Raw genomic sequence first — 19019 nt, forward strand, 5'->3', positions numbered from 1 at the left:
ATGAAGGAAGGGCGAGGGTATGGACGGAGAATGAATGCGTCATTCTCCGTCCATACCCTCGCCCTTTTATTAATAGGCTTCGTAGCTAGGTTGGGGAAGCTTTTTCGCTGGATTGCCAAGATACAGACCCCATTCATCGGTATCTTTATAAATAGCCGAAGCCATGCCAACGAGCGTTCCTGTTGCCACGTGCAGGTAGTCGCGGATGGTGCTGTTGACCCCGAAAAAGCAATACGATTCAATGACACAGTGGCCCGACATCACCACGTGCGACGTAAAGAAAACGTGGTCTTTAATCTGACCGTGGTGCCCGATATGGTTACCGCTCCAGAGCACTACGTTGTTGCCAATGGTGGTGAAGGGCTGGATGGTGTTGTCTTCCAGGATAAAACAGTTTTCGCCAATTTGATTGCCAAACAAAGTCGCTTTTGAGCTGATATAGGAAATGAATTCGTACCCTTTGGCTTTGGCTTCGAGATAGATCCGCTCACGGTTTCGATTCATATTCCGGCCCGTCATAGGCGCAAAAAACTTGTATTCCTGCGGAGAAAACAGCGTTTCCACCTCTTCAAACGCCACAACTGGCAAACCCCGAAATTCGGTGCTGTTTATGTATTCCCGGCTGACGGTGAAAGCGGCTACCTCATGTTCTGAGTCATGAGTCAGGTAAAAATGGGCCAACTCGGCCGTATCCAACACTCCAAAAATGATAACTTTTGCCATGGGTCAATGCGTGAATGGGCAGTTGATCGAATCACGAACGTAGCTGTCAGCCACTCGATCACTCATTCAAAATTAAATTAGATCATACTCGTTTAACATTTCTTTGACAGCTGTTACGTCGTTGTACATCAGTACGTCGATGATGGAAAGCCAGGGGATAAACTCATTGGTGCCCCGGTTCCCTTGTGGGTACTCGACAAGTCTCGATTTAATGAAATTAAGGCCAATGCCCGCTTCAGCAAACGTAGATTTATCATATAGCTCAATGCCGCCAATGGGGTTAATATACCGTGTGGCTTTCTCCTTTAAACAGATGTCCAGTATACGGGCTTGTGCTTTCAAATCGGAGTTTTCGTAAATCGAGGAGGACTTAATTAACTGCGTCGATAAGCTCAGGTATTGAATTAGCTCAAGGAGACTAAAATGAACCAGATCGGCAATTGAATCGGTAGTAAAGTTGACAATTTTTTCCGTCAGGGGCATCACCGTTTGGTAAAAGGGAGCTTTCCGATAACCCTGTTCTATGGTTTTCAGGAGTTTACTACGCCATTTCGGATCGTCGGCCAGATGAACCTCGTTGATATGTTTATTCTGGCTAGCGTCTTTGAGGGGTACCGTAAACAGATATTCCTGTCCATTGATCAGCAGCCGATTTCGGTTAATCCAGCCCCGGTTGATAAACGCTACGTCATCATACAGTATAAACGTATCGACAGCGCTCATAAGCTGGATGTAGCCGATATACGGCAGGAAATAAGGCTGCATGATGGCAATGGTCATAACCTAGTGTAGTTTTCTTAAATAATAATCTTCGCCGGGGACAATGACAGCGTTTCGCATGGTGGTATCGGTCCCTAGTCGAAGATCGCCGGGTTTAGGAGTCATAACGCTTTTATCAAAAAAGAGGTAATTGGCATCTTTGGGAATGGGCTTCAGTCCCTGCTCAAACGGATTGATGGCGATGAGTCGACGCGAAAGTTTGGGGCCGTAAAGGGGATACTCGTAGTCGTCGTTGATGGTCGCCAAGGCAACTGTAGCGTTTTCCGGTACCAGCTCATCGAAGCGTTTGTAAGGCACGTAAATATCAGGTCGGCCCAGCGTCATTTGTCGAATACGATCTGATTCAAATGCCGATGGAAAAGAACGCCCATCGGGCGCTGTCCAGGCAAACGGTAATGCTCTGGTATTCAGAAAAATGCTCAACAGCGCTGACAGACAGCCTAATACGGTAATAACCGCTACGTAGCTTTTCCAGAGCGTTCGACCGGGAACGTCAATTGATACGCGTGGACTGATGAATAGCAGCGCCAGAAAGGTAATGCCAAATAAGCCGGTTTCGATGAAATAGCGGCCTTTGAACGGATCGTAAGGAGCTGAGTAGGAGAGTGCCGCAAAATGAAGCACCAGCGCAATGCCCAGAAACACATGCGCTCTTGAACGAACGTAGCCGATAAGGACCAGAAAGAGCAGCGGGAAGATTAAACCAAAGCCGAAAACGCCCCAGTATGGATTAGCATTGTAGAACACAAATCGCCGGTCGAAGGCAAAAGGCTGGATCGAAAAGTCGGTTTCTTCATCCAGCCGCATATGCAGTTTGTCTTCTAAAGCCACCAGCGGCTCGCGCATGATGTGGTTGATTTTGGCACCAGCCGGAAGGTTACGAATGCCATCCAGATTGACGTGATCGTACCCATACCGTACTACGTTTCGGCTACCCTGTTCGAGCAGGTTTTTCAATGGCCCCGCCCGTTCGACGGATTGGTGTTTTAAGGCCGTTGGGGGACCAATCGGATGCCCAAAGACTTCAATGTTTTTCAAATAGCCCGTTGGTAAGGTCCACAAACAGAAACTGATACCAATGGCGACGGCCAACCGCCACGTCCGGTCGAACGTAATGGCCCAGGAAGGCGACAGAAAAACTGTATACACCATGACCACAAAAACCGACGGTAGTAGAAGCACAAACGTGATTTTATGCCCAAACGCTACGGCAAACGCCATGCCTGCCAAATAGAGGTACCGATAGTCCGGCTTTCCATCTTCGGTCGTTTTTTTGAAGGTGAACAGCATGTAGAGCAGTACGCTCAGGTAGGCTGTCAGCACAATATCAGTTTCGGTAGTGATCGACTGCATCAGGAAATCCGGGAGCAGAGCATAGGCCAGCGCACAGAAAAAACTGGCTGACAAGCGGTTCTGGCCAATCCGTTGAACGATACCAAATACCGCTATGAGGGCAGTCCAGTAGCTCAGGTGATGGATAAATTTAAATCCATTCTCAAAGTGGCCAGTCATCAGAAATGAATAAATCTGAAGTGTACAGACACTCTTCGGATAGGTATCCATGTTCCAGTTTGTTCCCCCAAAATGACGCATTGTACCCCGCTGAACGTACTGCATTACCCGATTCAGGTGACCGGTCATGCTGTCCCATTCATTCGGAACGGTGAAGAAAACCAGCAGCAGATTCGTAATGGCAATGATGAATAACGTACCGAATAAGCTGGCAAACAGAACTCGTTGATAAGCTGGCAACTCGCGAAACCACGTACCGCCATCGTTCCATCGTTCGTGTATGAGCAGCCTGACAGAAAATCGGTCCTGGGTGGGTAAAAGACGTCGAAGAATGAGGCTGAGCAGGGTGGCCGTAACGAAGACGGAAATTGCCCAAACAGGCGTGTTCGCTGTCTGGTAGAGAGCTGACAGGATGAATCCGGTTAGAATAACACTACTTACGCCGAGCAAAAACGATGTTAACCACCACTCTGTCAGTGAGCGTCGGCAACAAAAAGTAGCCAGTCGCCCAACATAACCAATAAATAGAAAGAGTGCCAGTAGATACAGAATAGTCATAACAAAATACGCTACCGTGTCGACGGGGGCGAATCAAAACAGTTGTATGGGTGAACAGCAGGAATTGAGATCGCTATTCAGAGGTAAAACCTAGGCGTCTTCGCTGACAACAGCAACGGTCTCATTGACAATACCGGAAATCTGATCGACTTCGGCTTCCGTCAGATCCGGATAGAGTGGCAAACACAGCACACGTTGAGCAATGTCTTCAGAAATAGGACAGGGCTGCGCTTTACCAGCTCCCGAAGCAATGGCAAACGGGAGCGTGTTGAGAGACGGATAAAAATACCGTCGGGGCATAATATCCTGTGCTTTTAAGGCTTCCATCACCCGCAACAGAGCCTCTTCCGAATCCAGAACAATGGGATAGTAGGCGTAATTATACACTACGTCAGCAGCAAGGGTGGGTCGTGTGATTTTACTGAAATCAAGCCGGGCTTTGTAATAGCCAAACACCCGTTTGCGGGCAGCAATCAGCTCCGGTACTTTGGGGAGCACGCACAAGCCCATAGCGGCATGAAACTCTGAGTTTTTGGCGTTTATGCCGATGCTAAAATAGTCGTCGTTCCGATGCCCGAAGGAACGGTAGAAATGCAGTTTCTTGGCAAGCTCATCATCATCCGTTACGATGCAGCCACCTTCCACCGTATGGAAAACCTTCGTTGCATGGAAGCTACACGTACTCAGGTCACCGTAGCTCAATATCGAGCGGTCTTTGTACGTAGCACCAAAGGTGTGAGCTGCGTCATAAATCACTTTCAGGTTATATTTCTCCGCAATGGCCTGAATCTGTTCGATCTGGCAGGCGTTTCCATATACGTGCGTAGCCATAATCGCCTGTGTATTTTCGGTGATCAGCGGCTCTATTTTGGCCGGATCGATGTTAAAATCGTCGGGGCGGATATCGGCAAAGATCGGTGTACAGCCTTCCCACAGTATCGCATCCGTAGTCGCAACATACGAGAAGGGGTAGTAATGACTTCTTTTGTAATGTCCAGTGCCTTCAGGGCCATTTGTAAAACGATGGTACCATTTGTGCAGAATTTCAGGTGCTTAACCCCCAGAATTTCTTTCAGCTGTGTTTCTAACTCACGCAGGAGCGGGCCATCGTTGGTCAGGTGTACCGTTTTCCAGATTTCTTTCAGGTAATTCGTGTACTCGTCGAGGTCGGGCAGGTATGATTTGGTGACGTTGATCATTAGTCAGTCGGAAGTCAATTCGTGTTAGGGGTTAGCAATCAGTTACTACCGATGGAATGTGCTATTGATTCACCAGCGGCAACTGCTATTCACTGACTACGGGTTCCAGCATATTCATTTGGAAAGGGAACTGCGGCCGTACAAAGCCTGGCCATTTTCCATACCAGGCAATGCCTTCGCGGTAGTCTTCTACATCAAAGGTAAGCCCTTCCTCCATAATATAAATTGGCGTAACGGTGTCTTTTACAACCATAATGGATATGGTATAAGAGCCATCGTTCAGAAAATACCCAGGAATAACACATTCGCCCGAAAAGAGCCCTTTGCCGCACGGCTGCGATTGTGTACCAATATTGAAGATACATTCGCCCGTCAGTGAATTCAGGTGCAGACTCAGGTTCAGGTTGGCCCGATCCATCAAATTCCAGAACTCAAAACGTACCTTCATCGGCGTCCGAACGTCGATATGGGTCAGTTGATCCTGATACTCGGGAATCAGTTCGAAACGACGGATACGTACCAGATTATTGCCCGGCGCTTCCTCCGGTGTTTCCCAGTGGCGTGTCAGGCGCGTTTTTGATACTTTGCTCAGGTAAGAGGCAATCACCTGATTGGTTTCCCCCTGCTCGATCAGTTGGCCTTTTTCAAAATACAAGGTCTTGTTACAGAGCGCCTGTACAGCCGTCAGGTTGTGGCTGACGAAAATGATCGTCCGTCCGCTGGCCGAATTATCCCGCATTTTACCAAGGCTCTTTTTCTGAAATTCAGCATCACCTACGGCCAGTACTTCATCCACAATCATGATTTCCGGATCGAGGTGCGCCGAAATGGCAAAGCCCAGCCGGACATACATCCCCGACGAGTAGCGTTTAACGGGTGTGTCCAGAAATTTCTCAACACCCGCAAACGCGACAATGGCATCGAACTGTTTCCGAATTTCGCTACGTGTCATGCCCAACAGTGACCCATTTAGGTATATGTTCTCACGACCTGTCAGTTCTGGATGAAAACCCGTCCCTACTTCCAGCAAACTGGCCACTCGCCCCCGAATTCGTACGGTGCCTGTCGTCGGTTCGATAATTTTGCTCAGAATTTTGAGCATGGTCGATTTGCCCGCACCATTATGTCCGACAATGCCGACCCGGTCGCCCTGTTCAATGGAAAAGCTTACATCGCGTAAGGCCCAGAACTCCTCATGCGTAAGACCAGTGGTTTCTTTTTTACCGCCAAACAGCGACCGGAAGTTTTCTGAAATTACATCACGGAGTGTGGTGCCGCCCTTACCTTTTTGGTGGTCAATGATGTATTGTTTGCTTATATTCTCGACAGTAATGACAGACATAGTAAGAGTCATTAGTGATTAGTCATTGGTCAGTAGTGGTTAGAAATTTAACCATACAATTCGCCAGCCTCTACTGACCAATGGCTAATCACCAAGTTAAATATCATCAACAAACGTATTCTCCCGCTTTCGGAAGAAGTAAACCGACAGACCTAAGCAAGCGACGACGATGAGTATGGCCGTTACCAAGCTATCGGGGTTAAAAAAGGCTTTTCCGCCGAGTAAAGACCAGCGGAAGCCATCAATTATACCCACTAGTGGGTTAAGCGTATATAATGAATACCAGGATTTGTCGTTGACCAGTCGGCTGCTATATGCGATGGGACAGGCGTAAAAACCAACCTGTACCAGAAAGGGAATCAGCTGACCAACATCGCGAAACCGAACATTAATAACCGCAAAAAATAACCCAAAAGCAAACGCGGCCAGTACGGCCAGCAAAACAAACATCGGTAGAAACAGTAAATGCCAGTCAGGCATAAACCGGTACCAGATAGCCAATAGGACAAATAAACCTAGCGAAACCAGGAAATCGACGAAGCTGATGGCAATCGCGCTGATCGGCATAATAAGCCGGGGGAAATACACCTTCGTAACCAGGTTGGAGTTCATGGTCACGCTGTTGCTGATCTGGGTAAAGGCTGTCGAGAAAAACGTCCAGACAGTAATGCCGCCCAGTACCATCAGCGGATAGGGAACGCCGGGGTCGGTGGGTAATTTGGCAATTTTGCTGAAAACGACCACCATAATCAGCATGGTGATCAGTGGGCGAATAAGTCCCCAGGCTGTACCAAGCACTGTCTGTTTATACCGTACCGAGATGTCGCGCATGGAAAGTATGTACAACAATTCACGGTTGCGCCACAAATCTCGCCAGTAATGTCGCTCAGATCGGCCAGGCTGTATAATTACTTCATGTGTTTTCAAAACCAAGTATTAAGTGTAGTTTGATGGATGATCTAAGAAGTCCGGCGCATACGGTACGTATACCATATACCGTCACTACGTTAAGCCCCTTTCATTATCGATCGGTAGGTTTCCCGTAGGAAAATAACAACAATCGCCAAAATCAAACCAAGCGCAATACCGGCCTGCATACCAACGGTTGCTTTCACTTCTTTGTAGAGGGGGTAATAAACGGGTTTGATGATGGTAAACAGGGGGTCTCGCGGATCAGCGATAAACGCATATTGTCGGCGCTCTGCAATGCCTGATAATACAGTCCTGTCAGATACGATGAATTACGACTAAGCGTACTTTCCTTGATACGGGCCTGAGCAACCACCATTTGCTGATTCTGATCCATGTATTTCGCCAGCGCATTCTCCGTACCGCTCATTTTTCTGGACAGCGAATCAACACGTTTTACCAGCAGATCATACATTTCCCGCGTCTTTTTAGTCTGCTTGCGCTGGTAGTCCTGTTCAATGGTTTGCAGGTGTTTTTCAATAAACGTAGCGGTCAGCCGCTCATCCTCCATAAACCCGCCTATTTCGATAAAGGATGATTTGCGTTCGGGTTGTTTCAGCGCAACTTCTGTTACAATTCGGCTGTAAATGTCTGACATCGCCAGCTGTTCCTTCTTGGTGTATTCAGCCGGCGTTTTAGCTCGCTGGAAATAAAAGGATCGCATGGGTTCATTATCCTTCCATTCTTTATCCCGTATACCACTGTGCCGGATGTAGTAGTTGACCAGCAAAGTATCTTTACCATTGATGGTGTCGTGCTGCATCAGCGTTTTTTCAATGACAGGCCGGGACGTAGCATAAATAAGAAAATTGTCGCCGACAAAAATATTGGCATCCGGAGCACCGCCACCAAAGCCAAAAGCACCGGCCAGCTGACCGAGGTCACCCAGGCCGCCCCCACCTCCTGAGCCTCCACCCAGATTAAACAGGATGGACGCGTTATAGATGGGGGGCTTTTTATGAGTCATATCATACACAAACCCAATAATTCCGCCAAGAAGAACCAGCACAAGCAGGATTTTCCAATTACGTCGGGCTACGTTCTTCAGCTGAAAAATGCGAAGAAGAACGGATTTGGGCGAAATCTGATCAGGTGGCAGGGGTTGAGCCGCAACCAGGTGATTCGCAGGTTTCGTTTCGGTTAAGTTCTGGGGAGCCATATCAATGACTGTTATTTAACGCGGGTAATTAAGATGATCGTCGTGATGAGCGTCAGCAAGGAACTGGCAATACCAACCGTCGATGATAGAATCTGCTGAGCCGTTAATGGATTCGTAGCCCGTCTTGGAACAATGACTTCTGCGCCGGGTTCCACACGTGGATAAACGTTGAAGAACATAAATTTACGGGTGCGGTCTACAGACCCATTAGCGTATACCACAAAGGCCCGCCGACGTTGCGATTTAGTCGTAAAGCCTCCCGCTTCGCCTATGTAATCCTGAAAGTTTTGCCCAGTGCGGTATTTGACCGTTTTGGGTAATTGAACCTCTCCCTGAATACGGACTGTTTCCAGTAGTTTCGGAATCCGGAGAATATCATTTTCCTGTACCAGAATATCTTCGGCAGAACCCGGACGCTCCATGATTTTCTTTAGATTGATATCGATCGATTCCAGTTTGTTGGGCGTTACCACCTCCGCTTCCACAATTGTTTTCCCCGTATTATCGGCTACTTCGTCAATCACCGCTTTCTTTCTCAACAGCTCATCTTCGCTCAGGGTGACGGCCCGAAGCAGGGTTGCACCTTCTACATACGCAAAAGGAGAAAGACCACCCGCCATTTTTATCAGGTCCGAAACTTTCTGGTCTTTAGATTTGATCGGGTACAAGCCGGGTATCATCACTTCGCCTTCGATGCCAGCGAATGTCTGAACCAGATAGTTTGGCGACCGACGTACCGTGATCTCATCAAAAGGAGCCAGTAAAAATTTATTGTCGTCGACACGTAGCGATAAATCCCGATCAACGTTGAAATGGAATACCTCGGCAATCTGCGCGGTTCTGGATGTTGGATCGGCATCTCTCTTTCGACGTACCACTTCAACCTGAGAAGCCGCTGCCGATTCTTTTAGCCCCCCTGACCGTAACAGCGCATCATTGAGGGTCATGTTCGCCATATACGGAATGACTTCCAGCGGCTTATTAACTTCGCCCTTCACCGAAACACTGGCCGGTTCGGCTAAATCGAAACGCGAGGTAATAATTACCTGATCTTCCCGCTGAAGGGGGATATCAGCTTCGGTACCCGCCAGAATGTTATCCAGATTGACGGCGATACTTTCAATGGCCAGATCTTCGCGGGTCCGAACAATCGTAACACGCCCCGTAAAAGCGTCTCCTTTCAAGCCTTCTGCGGTCGTTATAAGTTTTTTCAGGGTTTTGTTATTGTCCAGAGAGTATTCTCCGGGCCGGTAAACAGCCCCTTCAATGGTGATCTTGTTTTCAAACCGATCCAGAATCGCTTCAACCGTAACCAGGTCGCCATCCTGCATAACAAACGTCTTGAATTCAGGAGCTGTAACGTCGATCACCTTAAGTTCGCGATCCGTTACCCGACGTACTTTCAGCCTGCTTTTGTAGGCATTCGCGGCAAAGTCACCTGCGTAGAATAAAAGCCGATCAAGCGTTTCGCCGGCGAGCATTTCGAAAATATTATTCCGCTTGACTGTTCCGGCAACTTCAACCCGCTCAAGAAACGTAGTGAAGCGAATGTTGTCGTTATCCTGCAACCGAAGGTCGTTACGCTGGATACCATTCAGCAGATAATCGTACAGATCGAGCGTGGCGACTACCCGGCTGTTACGAATGAGCAGCACCTTGCGATAGGAGCCAATATCGTTTGGGCCACCTGCCTGATAAATGGCATTCATAGCCGTCGACAAGGACGAAAGGGTGTACGTTCCCGGACGCATAGCTTCACCTGTCACCGTTACCCGGATACTGCGAATTTCGCCCAGTGAAAGTTCCAGATAGGTATTCTGTGGTCCGTATTGTGAATTTCGTAAACCAGCAAATTTTGCCGCCATGCGACCAACCAAACGTGCTTTCGCCTGCTCAATCGATAGACCTGACAGCTGTACGGGCCCGATACCTGTACCTCCGGCAATGTACACGTATCCTTCTGGGGATACTTTCTGGGTAAAATTAGCTTCTGTATAGCCAAACAAGTGAATGTTCAGCTCATCGCCGGGGCCGATAATATAATTTCGGGGTGTTGCTACGTTGAGGTTTGGCTGAAACGTTTTGGCCATGGTCGGATCATTGAATAAGGCGTAGCCAAATACTTTTCTCCGGCCTTCTTCCCTGACACGCTCCTCTTCGCTTTTGGCGGTGGTTTCAACGGCATTGGGATCTGTCGGCTGGTTAGGATCGTTGGGATTGGCAGCATCCGCTGCGTTGGGATTAGACTGACCCGGCAGTTGCGAATTTTCCCGGCCCGACGTACCAGCGGGTTGCCCGGCGGCCTGTCCGGCCCGTTGCTGAATCTGCTGCTGAATATTGGCGGGCAGGTTGTTGGCGTTGGTTCCCTGCGGTAAGGCCGTGCCTCTTCCGGCGGGGTTTTGAGTGGTAGGTGTAGCCGTTGCCCGGCTGTTTCCCGTTGTGGTGGGGACACTACTGCTGGGTGATGTCGTTGCGCCAGTACCTGGGGATTGAATCACCTGACCCCGAACAGCTGACCCGGCTACAGCCAGCAACAAAAGAGTAAAACGTATATGGAACCTTCGTTGGGAAAAAAATAAAGAAAAAAGAAAAAATTTTAGCCGTTGGATGTGAATAATTGGCAGATTTTGCATATTTTTAAGATGTCGAACGGGTCGGGGCATTATAAAGTCTAAGCTCTGTATCTAACGATTTATCAGCCTGTATAGTACACAGTACAGTTCAGTTGGCAAAGTAAGTGAACTTTTGCTGGATTTTAAACACTTTTTTGATCTATCGGAGGTTTTCCCCCGCTGATGAAGCCTGGTATGATTTTTCCGATGTTTATTTCTGGCGGCTGTTCGATAACACCGTCGTTTTTTGATTATTTGCTTACAATTTAGTATGGTAGAATTACCTAATCAATCTGTTCAGTACAACGAAGATAGCATTCGCTCACTCGATTGGCGTGAGCACATTCGTCTCAGACCGGGCATGTATATCGGCAAGCTCGGCGACGGCTCCGCTGCCGATGATGGTATTTATGTTCTGATTAAAGAAACAATCGACAACTGCATTGACGAACACGTAATGGGCCATGGCAAAACCATCGACGTACGTGTGACGGACCATCGGGTGGAGGTTCGCGACTTTGGCCGGGGCATTCCACTCGGTAAGGTTGTTGAAGTAGTGTCTAAAATCAATACGGGCGGCAAATACGACTCGGGCGCCTTTCAGAAATCAGTTGGGTTGAACGGAGTCGGTACGAAGGCCGTCAATGCGCTCTCTACGTACTTCCGGGTTCAGTCATTCCGCGATGGACGTACCGTCTGGGCCGAATTCGAGCGGGGCATACTCAAGCATCAGGGAGAAGATATAACCAACGAACGTAATGGAACTCTGATCTGCTTTGAACCCGATGATACGGTGTTCAAGCATTTTCATTTTATACCGCAGTTTCTGGAGAATATGATCTGGAATTACTGCTACCTGAATGCGGGGCTCACCATCTCGTTCAACAAACAGAAATACCTTTCTCAGAACGGACTGCTGGATTTACTGCGTGATAAAACCAAAAAAGACGAAGATTCCCTACGTTACCCGATCATCCATTTAAAAGGGAATGATCTGGAGATTGCCATGACCCACGGTAATCAGTACGGTGAAGAATATTATTCGTTTGTGAATGGGCAATACACGACACAGGGTGGAACTCATCTGGCAGCCTTACGGGAGGCAGTAGTTAAGACGGTTCGCGAACATTTTGGGAAAGATTATGATCCGGCTGACATTCGGGGGTCGATCATTGCGGCTATCAGCATCCGGGTTCAGGAACCCGTGTTTGAATCGCAGACCAAAACGAAGCTTGGTTCGATTAATATGTCGCCCAATTCCGACAGCCAGACCGTTCGATCGTTTGTCCTCGATTTTGTTAAAGAGCGTTTAGATAATTTCCTGCACATAAATGGGGCTGTTCGTGACGCACTGAAAAAACGGATTGAACAGTCGGAGCGGGAACGTAAGGAACTTGCCGGTATTAAAAAACTGGCCAACGACCGGGCAAAAAAGGCTAGTCTGCACAACAAAAAACTGCGTGACTGCCGCAACCACCTGACCGACCTGAAAGCTGAAGACCGGTATCAGTCTACGTTGTTTATTACGGAGGGGGATTCGGCCAGCGGCTCGATCACAAAATCACGTAATGTTCAGTTGCAGGCGGTGTTCAGCCTGCGCGGTAAGCCGCTCAACTGCTTTGGCCTGACCAAAAAGGTGGTTTACGAGAACGAAGAGTTTAACCTGCTGCAACACGCGCTGGATATTGAAGACGGGCTGGAGGGGTTACGTTACAACCGAATTGTAATTGCGACCGACGCCGATGTGGATGGGATGCACATTCGGCTGCTGATGCTGACGTTCTTCCTGCAATTTTTCCCGGACCTGGTTCGGAATGGACACCTGTATATTCTTGAAACGCCATTATTCCGGATACGTAATCCAAAAAACCACAAGGAAACAACGTACTGTTATTCCGACGAAGAAAAGCAAAGAGCGATTGATAAACTGATAAAAGCTGGTAAAAAAGTTGAAATTACCCGATTCAAAGGGCTAGGCGAGATTTCACCGGACGAATTTGGTTTGTTTATCGGCGAAAATATGCGCCTGGAGCCCGTTATCATGGAAAAAGAAACGTCGGTTTCAAAATTGCTCAGCTATTATATGGGCAAAAATACACCCGACCGTCAGCGGTTTATCATTGATAACCTACGTGTCGAGAAAGATGTAGAAGAAGCTGCTTTAGTGTAACAAACGCACTGGAGCGACAAAAAAGTGGGCCGATGGATTTTCCATCGGCCCACTTTTTTTGTCGCTCCGTATTGAATAGAAACTATTGAGGTAACAGCACTCGGTCGATAACATGGATAATACCGTTCGTACTAACCAAGTCGGCTTGTGTGATATTGGCGGCATTTGTGCCATTTCCTTTACCCACAATGGTCACATTATCTCCAGAAACGTTGAAGTGAAGCGTGCCTCCCTGCGCTGTTTTAATGTCAGCGCCGTTTTGGAACGTTCGTGAGAAAGCGCGGTAGTTCAGCACATGGTAGGTCAGCAGATTAGCCAATACTTTGGGGTCAGCTGCCTGAATTGCCGCTGCATCAGCATAACCAGCGGCTTTGAACGCTGCATCATTAGGAGCAAACACCGTAATTCCATCTTTGGTATTGGCTGTTAATGTGTTCTGAACACCGGCTCGGGCAACAGCGGCCATGAAGAGAGACAGGTCTTTCACATCCGATGCTTTCACTCGATCAACAATACTAACCGTAGGGGCAACCAGGACCTGATCGATTAGGTGAATAACACCATTCGTAGCGGGAATATTACTTTTGGTCACTTTCGCTTTATCGACCATAATCAGTCCGTCAGTAGTTTTAAAGACAGAAACCTGCCCATCGGCGAGTAGCGTTTGATACGTAGTGTTCACCGCCGTAGGGAAGGCAGAGGCATCAATTCGCGAAGCCAGCACATGGTATTGAATAAGCCGTTGCAGGTCGGCTGGCTGGGCAGCATTAACAGCATTGACATCGGCATAGCCAGCCGCGCGGAATGCGTCATCCGTTGGCGCAAAAACCGTCAGTGTGCCTTGTCCCAGACTCGTAGCCAGGCCAGCCCGTTGTACTGCGGCTGATAACATAGTTAAATTGCTTGCCGATTTGAGATAATCTGGTACTGAGACTACAACCGGTGTAGTGGCTGTTGTCGACGAGCCAGGCGTTGTGGCCGTAGTGGATGAACCCGGCGTAGTAGCGGTTGTCGACGAGCCGGGTGTTGTAGTGGATGACCCTGGGGGAGTTGTGCCGGTTCCGGGCGTCTGAGGGTCGGGGTCACTTTGCTGGCAACCTATAAAAAGGGTTGCCGAGAAGAGAAATAGAGCGATCAATACCTTCAATGAGTCGCTCAGAATCATCGATTTTTTCATACGTTGATTGGGGTTTGTTGTACTTATTTATCAGGTCGTTTGTAACGGAGCAACCGCACTGATCTGTAATTCTAACGTGAGTGCTTTGCCAGATGTTTGATTCGGTGCGAAACACCCTTCTGTAAAATATTGGATGCCAGTGCTATAAAAAACGCTTAATAAGCGCGTAGGGTGATCAGAACCGTTATTTTTGCCGTAAGTAATAAATTGCTTTTTTTTATTTAATAGCCTCCATAGTGACTGTAACTCTTGAATCCCTACGTAACGACATTGACGCGCTCGATGACCAACTGCTGACCTTGCTAAATCAGCGAATGGAACTGGTGCGCCGGGTGGGTGAATTTAAACGCTCGACCAATACGGTCATTTACCGACCCGAACGCGAAAAACAGATTCTGGACCGATTGAATGAGCAGAACAACGGCCTGCTGAACCGACCGGCTATTGAAGCTATATTTCTGGAAATATTTGCCGTATCGCGTAATCTCGAACTTCCTGAGCGGGTCGCTTTTCTTGGGCCGGAAGGAAGTTTTACGCATCAGGCTGCCGAAAGCCGCTTTGGCGCTATGAGTGCTTATGTCGCTTTACCCACAATCCGCTCGGTATTCGAAAGTGTCGAGACGGGGCGGGTTCGATTTGGGGTTGTACCGATAGAGAACAATCAGGAAGGCGTCGTTAGCGAGGCAATTGACTTATTGCTCGAAAAAGACCTGATGATTGCCGCCGAAGCACAGATCCCAGTTCATTTTACGTTTGCAACAAAGGCCGAGAACCTGGCTGATATTACGCACATTTACTCGAAGGATATTGCGTTTCGGCAGTGCAGTAAATTTCTGAACGACTCGTTCGATGGCTTAAAAGCCGAGCTGGTTCCGGTCGAATCAACGTCGAAAGCAGCGAAAATGGCCGCGCAGGACCCCAATACGGCAGCTGTGTGTTCAAATATTGCAGCCAAATTGTTCGATGTGCCGGTATTGTTCGATAACATTGAAGACAGTGATCTGAACCGGACTCGTTTTCTAATACTGGCGAAAGATTTTGTCAATCAGCCCAGCGGCCACGACAAAACGACGCTCATTGCCCGGTTGCCCAATACGGAATCGCCGGGGGTACTGGCGGAATTCCTTCAGGAATTTAACGCCCGACAAATTAACCTGACAAAAATTGAAAGTCGGCCGTTACGGGAAGGGGCTACTTTTCGCTATTGGTTTTTGCTCGAATGCGAAGGCCACTCCAGCGACCCCGATTTGCAGGAAATTCTAAAACACCATTCAGCCGAAGTAAAACTGCTGGGAAGCTACGTACGCGTGGCATAGCTTGGGGAGAAATTAGGTTGTTTTACGCATCGTAACTTTTTCGATTGGATATCACTTATTACACCATGGATACAAACGAAAAGACCGATAGAATTGTCGAAGCCCGCATGAAACTCAAACGGCGGTTTGAGGAAAAATGGCGCAGACGCCTTCGATGACAGATGAAAAACCACGTGGCTCCGGCCCGCAAAATCGTCATGGAATGCCCATCGTACCGGTTGGGCAGACCGTTACGTCGAAATGGCCTGTGCTGGATTTAGGCTATCAACCAGCTATTCCGCTCGATAAATGGCAGCTCAATATCGACGGCGAAGTGAATCACCCACTACGTCTTAAATGGGAAGACCTGATGGCGCTGCCGCAGGTAGAAGATACGAGCGATTTTCACTGCGTAACAACCTGGTCGCGGCTGGATATACCCTGGGTAGGCGTTCGTTTTATGGACCTGGCCGCTTTGGTCGATCCCAAAAGTTCAGCTACGCATGTGATGTGCTACGGGTACGATGGGTACTCAACAAATCTGTCGCTGGAAGAAGCGCTCAAACCCGACGTACTGCTGGTGCATACGGCGGACGGTCAGCCATTAGCCCGCGAACATGGCGGTCCCTTACGAATGATTACACCCCAGCTCTACGCCTGGAAAGGGTCGAAATGGATCAAGCGGATTGAATTTCTGGATAAAAATCAACTCGGTTTCTGGGAAGAGCGCGGCTATTCCAATACGGCCTACCCCTGGCGCAATGATCGGTATTCTTGATTGGGGGATAAGGGAACAGGGAGAATGGAGAAGGTATATTGAAAACTAATTCCTTCTCCATTCTCCCTGTTCCCTTATCCTGCTTTCTAACTTTCTATAAATCCATAACACAGCATATGGCATATGGTCATCTGGGCATCTTCTACCCGGCCATAATGTTCATCCTGAATGACAATCGATTCGTGTGCTATATCCGCGAGTTTGCCACGTTTGCCACCCACAAGGGCTATAGTCGTTAGTCCATTATCGTTCGCCCATTCCACAGCTTTCACTACGTTGGGCGAATTCCCGCTAACGCTGAGTGTCAGCACCAGATCACCCGGCCGGGCGTAGTTCTGAAGCTGCCGCAAGTAAACGTCTTCATAGGCATAATCGTTGCCGAGTGCGGTAATCCACGATACGTTCTCATTGAGCGACAGGCACCGAAAGCGTTTGCCCATTTTATCCGATGCACTTTTTCCAAGATCGGTAATGAAGTGTGATACGTTGGAAGCACTTCCGCCATTGCCGAATGCAAACAGTTGCCGGTCATCCTCCCAGCATTTTTTGATCAGGTTAATCAACTGCTCGACCCGATCAACTGGAATGGCATCATAAGCGGCTTTTTGTCGGTCGAGGTACGCTTGAAAATAGGCTTGATTCATGGTGTTGTTGTACAAAGTCTTCTGGAGAATGACAGGTTGAGGCTTGTGTTACGTATTAGTTCATTATTCAATGCACATTATTCATTAATTCTAATGCGCCAATAGGTACGGCATCTTCGCCGAGTTTGGCCAGCAGTACAATCGGAGCGGGGTGAAAGGTTTTCATAACAAAGCGGGGTAAGGCCTGGCGGACAGCGGCTCGTAAAGGTTCGCCAATCAGGGAGAGCCCACCCCCAAGACAATGGCGTCGGGGTGAAACAAGTGGACGACATGCGAAAGACCTAAAGCCAGCACCGAGCCAATCTGCTCGATCAGCATACGAGCAACTGGATCGCCTGCTTCATAGGCAGGATGCAGGAAACGGGCTTGTCCACCGATCTTTTGGGGTTGTTCGTTATCGGCCTGCTGCACGGCACGTTTCAACGGAGAATCAGCCGGAAGCTGTGGAAGCAACTCTCTAATCTGCTGATCGACTGCCCATCCCGATATGGTTTGTTCAATTGTCTGCCCTGGCGAAGAATCGCTGGGCGGAACGAGCCACAAATGCCCAATTTCGGCTTCGCCCGGCATAGCACCGTGATAAAGCTGGCGGTTTATGACCATACCACCTCCCACACCACTGCCCAGTGTTACGTAAAATACTCTCTGAAAACCTGTAGCGACTCCTTGGGTAGCTTCGCCCAGCGCAGCGACATTCGCATCGTTCTCCACACGTACGAACGTACCGGGTATCTGATTGCGCAACCAGTCGCCCAACTGAAAACCGGCCCAGCCGCCAATCTGGTGGGAGGCTGCGATACGTCCGGTTTGCCAGTCTACGGGGCCGCCAAATCCGACGCCAATTGACTTCGGTAGATCGGGGAGTTGCTGAATCGTGGCCGCAATCTGCGTTAAAATACCATCGGCTCCCTGAGTTGGGTCAACGGTATATCGGAATCGCTGGGTAATCTGGCCGGTTTGGTTATTTGTGACCAATTGAAGCTTCGTTCCGCCAATTTCAATCCCAAGATTCATGAATTAGTAAGTACTGACGATGGTTTAGACTTCGCAGAAACGAGGTGTTTTTGCGATTCAGGCGTTTCCGCCATCGAAGATGATTTTGACACTAAATTGATCGTTTTATCAATAATAAACTCGGGCCGGCCCTTGATTTCGTTGAAGATACTGCTCAGGTATTCGCCTAAGATGCCGATGGTCATCATCTGTACACCTCCGAAAAAGACCACAATAATCAGCGTGGACGACCAGCCATGTACCAGCTCGTCGGGTTTAAAAATCATTACGTAGAAAACCCATAAAGACAGTAACAAACCAACCAGTACGGCGGCAATCCCTAATGACGACGCAATACGTAAAGGCTTATTACTGAAGTAGAGCAGGCTCGTTCGGGCAAAATGCAGCATTTTCCGAAGCGGGTATTTCGTTTCACCCGCAAATCGTTCGCTACGTTCGTACAGAATTGGTTCCTGCCGAAAACCCACCCAGCTGATAAGGCCACGGATGTATTTGTTCCGTTCCGGAAGCTGGTTGAATGCATCAATCACTTTGCGATCAATCAGTCGAAAATCACCCGTATCGAGTGGGAGCGGTACTTCCGATAGGTAATTGATAGTCCGGTAAAATAACTTGGCGGTGAATTTCTTAAATGGTGTTTCGCCCTGGCGACTTTTCCGAACGGCATAAACTACGTTGCAGGCATTTTCAAGATAGAGCGCAACCATATCCGGAATCAGTTCGGGCGGGTCCTGCAAATCGGCATCGATAATGACAGCCACTTCGCCCGAACATTGGGAAAGGCCCGCCGAAACGGCAGGCTGATGTCCGAAATTACGCGAAAAGGAAAGGATCTTTACCTGAGGGTCATACTCGGCCAGTTCCTGTAGAATAGGAAGCGTTTTATCCTGACTGCCATCATTGATAAAAAGAAGCTCATAAGACTGAAAATGAGCTTGCATGACCTGAGTTAATCGTCGATAAGACTCACGAATAACTTCTTGCTCGTTATAACAGGGAATGATGACCGATGTATAGGTGGCGTACATAGGTTTTCGTATTATCATCAAATATATCTAAATCCGTTACTAGTTAATCCATTAGCCTG

13 protein-coding genes and 2 pseudogenes are annotated in these 19019 nt (G+C 48.4%); 3 read left to right on the forward strand and 12 right to left on the reverse strand.

What is annotated here, in order from left to right:
• Nucleotides 1-69 precede the first annotated feature (69 nt).
• From LN737_RS16455 to LN737_RS16490, 8 genes and pseudogenes are all read right to left on the reverse strand, one after another.
• Nucleotides 70-723, reverse strand: a complete 654-nt coding sequence (locus LN737_RS16455) for an acetyltransferase (RefSeq protein WP_405510881.1) — start codon at nt 721-723, stop codon at nt 70-72.
• Nucleotides 724-795: 72 nt separating this feature from the next.
• Nucleotides 796-1503 (reverse strand): WbqC family protein, encoded by a 708-nt coding sequence (locus LN737_RS16460; protein WP_405510882.1) that lies wholly within the window; start codon nt 1501-1503, stop codon nt 796-798.
• Nucleotides 1504-1506: 3 nt separating this feature from the next.
• Nucleotides 1507-3573, reverse strand: coding sequence for a glycosyltransferase family 39 protein (locus LN737_RS16465; RefSeq protein WP_405510883.1), 2067 nt, complete (start codon nt 3571-3573; stop codon nt 1507-1509).
• Nucleotides 3574-3663: 90 nt separating this feature from the next.
• Nucleotides 3664-4772 (reverse strand): annotated as a pseudogene (locus LN737_RS16470) (DegT/DnrJ/EryC1/StrS family aminotransferase).
• Between the two features lie 85 nt (nt 4773-4857).
• The gene (locus tag LN737_RS16475; protein WP_405510884.1) at nt 4858-6114 is read right to left on the reverse strand and encodes a polysaccharide ABC transporter ATP-binding protein; all 1257 of its coding nucleotides are present in this window, start codon (nt 6112-6114) and stop codon (nt 4858-4860) included.
• Between the two features lie 96 nt (nt 6115-6210).
• Nucleotides 6211-7041: an ABC transporter permease gene (locus tag LN737_RS16480; protein ID WP_405510885.1), complete on the reverse strand. Its 831-nt coding sequence runs from the start codon at nt 7039-7041 to the stop codon at nt 6211-6213.
• A gap of 184 nt (nt 7042-7225) precedes the next feature.
• Entirely contained in the window at nt 7226-8242 is a 1017-nt protein-coding gene (locus tag LN737_RS16485; protein ID WP_405510886.1) for a hypothetical protein, read from the reverse strand.
• An 11-nt stretch (nt 8243-8253) separates the two neighbouring features.
• Nucleotides 8254-10779, reverse strand: a complete 2526-nt coding sequence (locus LN737_RS16490) for an SLBB domain-containing protein (RefSeq protein ID WP_405510887.1) — start codon at nt 10777-10779, stop codon at nt 8254-8256.
• 346 nt (nt 10780-11125) lie between these two features.
• Here LN737_RS16490 and LN737_RS16495 point away from each other — a divergent pair, with 346 nt between their 5' ends.
• Nucleotides 11126-13024 carry a DNA topoisomerase IV subunit B gene (locus LN737_RS16495; protein WP_405510888.1) on the forward strand — a complete coding sequence of 633 codons (1899 nt, stop codon included), beginning with the start codon at nt 11126-11128 and terminating at the stop codon, nt 13022-13024.
• Between the two features lie 82 nt (nt 13025-13106).
• Here the strand turns inward: LN737_RS16495 and LN737_RS16500 are convergent, their stop codons facing one another.
• Nucleotides 13107-14201 (reverse strand): fasciclin domain-containing protein, encoded by a 1095-nt coding sequence (locus LN737_RS16500; protein ID WP_405510889.1) that lies wholly within the window; start codon nt 14199-14201, stop codon nt 13107-13109.
• A 236-nt stretch (nt 14202-14437) separates the two neighbouring features.
• On the opposite strand from LN737_RS16500, the gene pheA reads away from it, so the two are divergent.
• On the forward strand, nt 14438-15517 hold the full coding sequence (gene pheA / locus LN737_RS16505) for a prephenate dehydratase (RefSeq protein ID WP_405510890.1): 1080 nt from the start codon (nt 14438-14440) through the stop codon (nt 15515-15517).
• A 65-nt stretch (nt 15518-15582) separates the two neighbouring features.
• A pseudogene (locus LN737_RS16510) lies at nt 15583-16274 on the forward strand (sulfite oxidase-like oxidoreductase).
• Between the two features lie 86 nt (nt 16275-16360).
• On the opposite strand, the gene LN737_RS16515 reads toward LN737_RS16510, so the two are convergent.
• From LN737_RS16515 to LN737_RS16525, 3 genes are all read right to left on the reverse strand, one after another.
• Nucleotides 16361-16918: an SIS domain-containing protein gene (locus LN737_RS16515; RefSeq protein WP_405510891.1), complete on the reverse strand. Its 558-nt coding sequence runs from the start codon at nt 16916-16918 to the stop codon at nt 16361-16363.
• Between the two features lie 216 nt (nt 16919-17134).
• Nucleotides 17135-17932, reverse strand: coding sequence for an ROK family protein (locus LN737_RS16520; protein WP_405510892.1), 798 nt, complete (start codon nt 17930-17932; stop codon nt 17135-17137).
• Complete coding sequence (locus LN737_RS16525; protein ID WP_405510893.1) at nt 17929-18960, reverse strand: glycosyltransferase family 2 protein; 1032 nt, start codon at nt 18958-18960, stop codon at nt 17929-17931. Before LN737_RS16525 ends, LN737_RS16520 begins: the two co-directional genes overlap by 4 nt.
• Nucleotides 18961-19019 lie beyond the last annotated feature (59 nt).

This window comes from Spirosoma sp. KNUC1025 (assembly GCF_045160025.1).
In the GTDB taxonomy this organism is placed as follows: domain Bacteria; phylum Bacteroidota; class Bacteroidia; order Cytophagales; family Spirosomataceae; genus Spirosoma.

Coding starts and splice junctions, on each gene's coding strand:
- LN737_RS16500 (WP_405510889.1), bottom strand. CDS start 14,201: ATGAAAAAATCGATGATTCTGAGCGACTCATTGAAGGTATTGATCGCT.
- LN737_RS16475 (WP_405510884.1), bottom strand. CDS start 6,114: ATGTCTGTCATTACTGTCGAGAATATAAGCAAACAATACATCATTGAC.
- LN737_RS16465 (WP_405510883.1), bottom strand. CDS start 3,573: ATGACTATTCTGTATCTACTGGCACTCTTTCTATTTATTGGTTATGTT.
- LN737_RS16455 (WP_405510881.1), bottom strand. CDS start 723: ATGGCAAAAGTTATCATTTTTGGAGTGTTGGATACGGCCGAGTTGGCC.
- LN737_RS16515 (WP_405510891.1), bottom strand. CDS start 16,918: ATGAATCAAGCCTATTTTCAAGCGTACCTCGACCGACAAAAAGCCGCT.
- LN737_RS16485 (WP_405510886.1), bottom strand. CDS start 8,242: ATGGCTCCCCAGAACTTAACCGAAACGAAACCTGCGAATCACCTGGTT.
- LN737_RS16520 (WP_405510892.1), bottom strand. CDS start 17,932: ATGAATCTTGGGATTGAAATTGGCGGAACGAAGCTTCAATTGGTCACA.
- LN737_RS16460 (WP_405510882.1), bottom strand. CDS start 1,503: ATGACCATTGCCATCATGCAGCCTTATTTCCTGCCGTATATCGGCTAC.
- LN737_RS16495 (WP_405510888.1), top strand. CDS start 11,126: ATGGTAGAATTACCTAATCAATCTGTTCAGTACAACGAAGATAGCATT.
- LN737_RS16525 (WP_405510893.1), bottom strand. CDS start 18,960: ATGTACGCCACCTATACATCGGTCATCATTCCCTGTTATAACGAGCAA.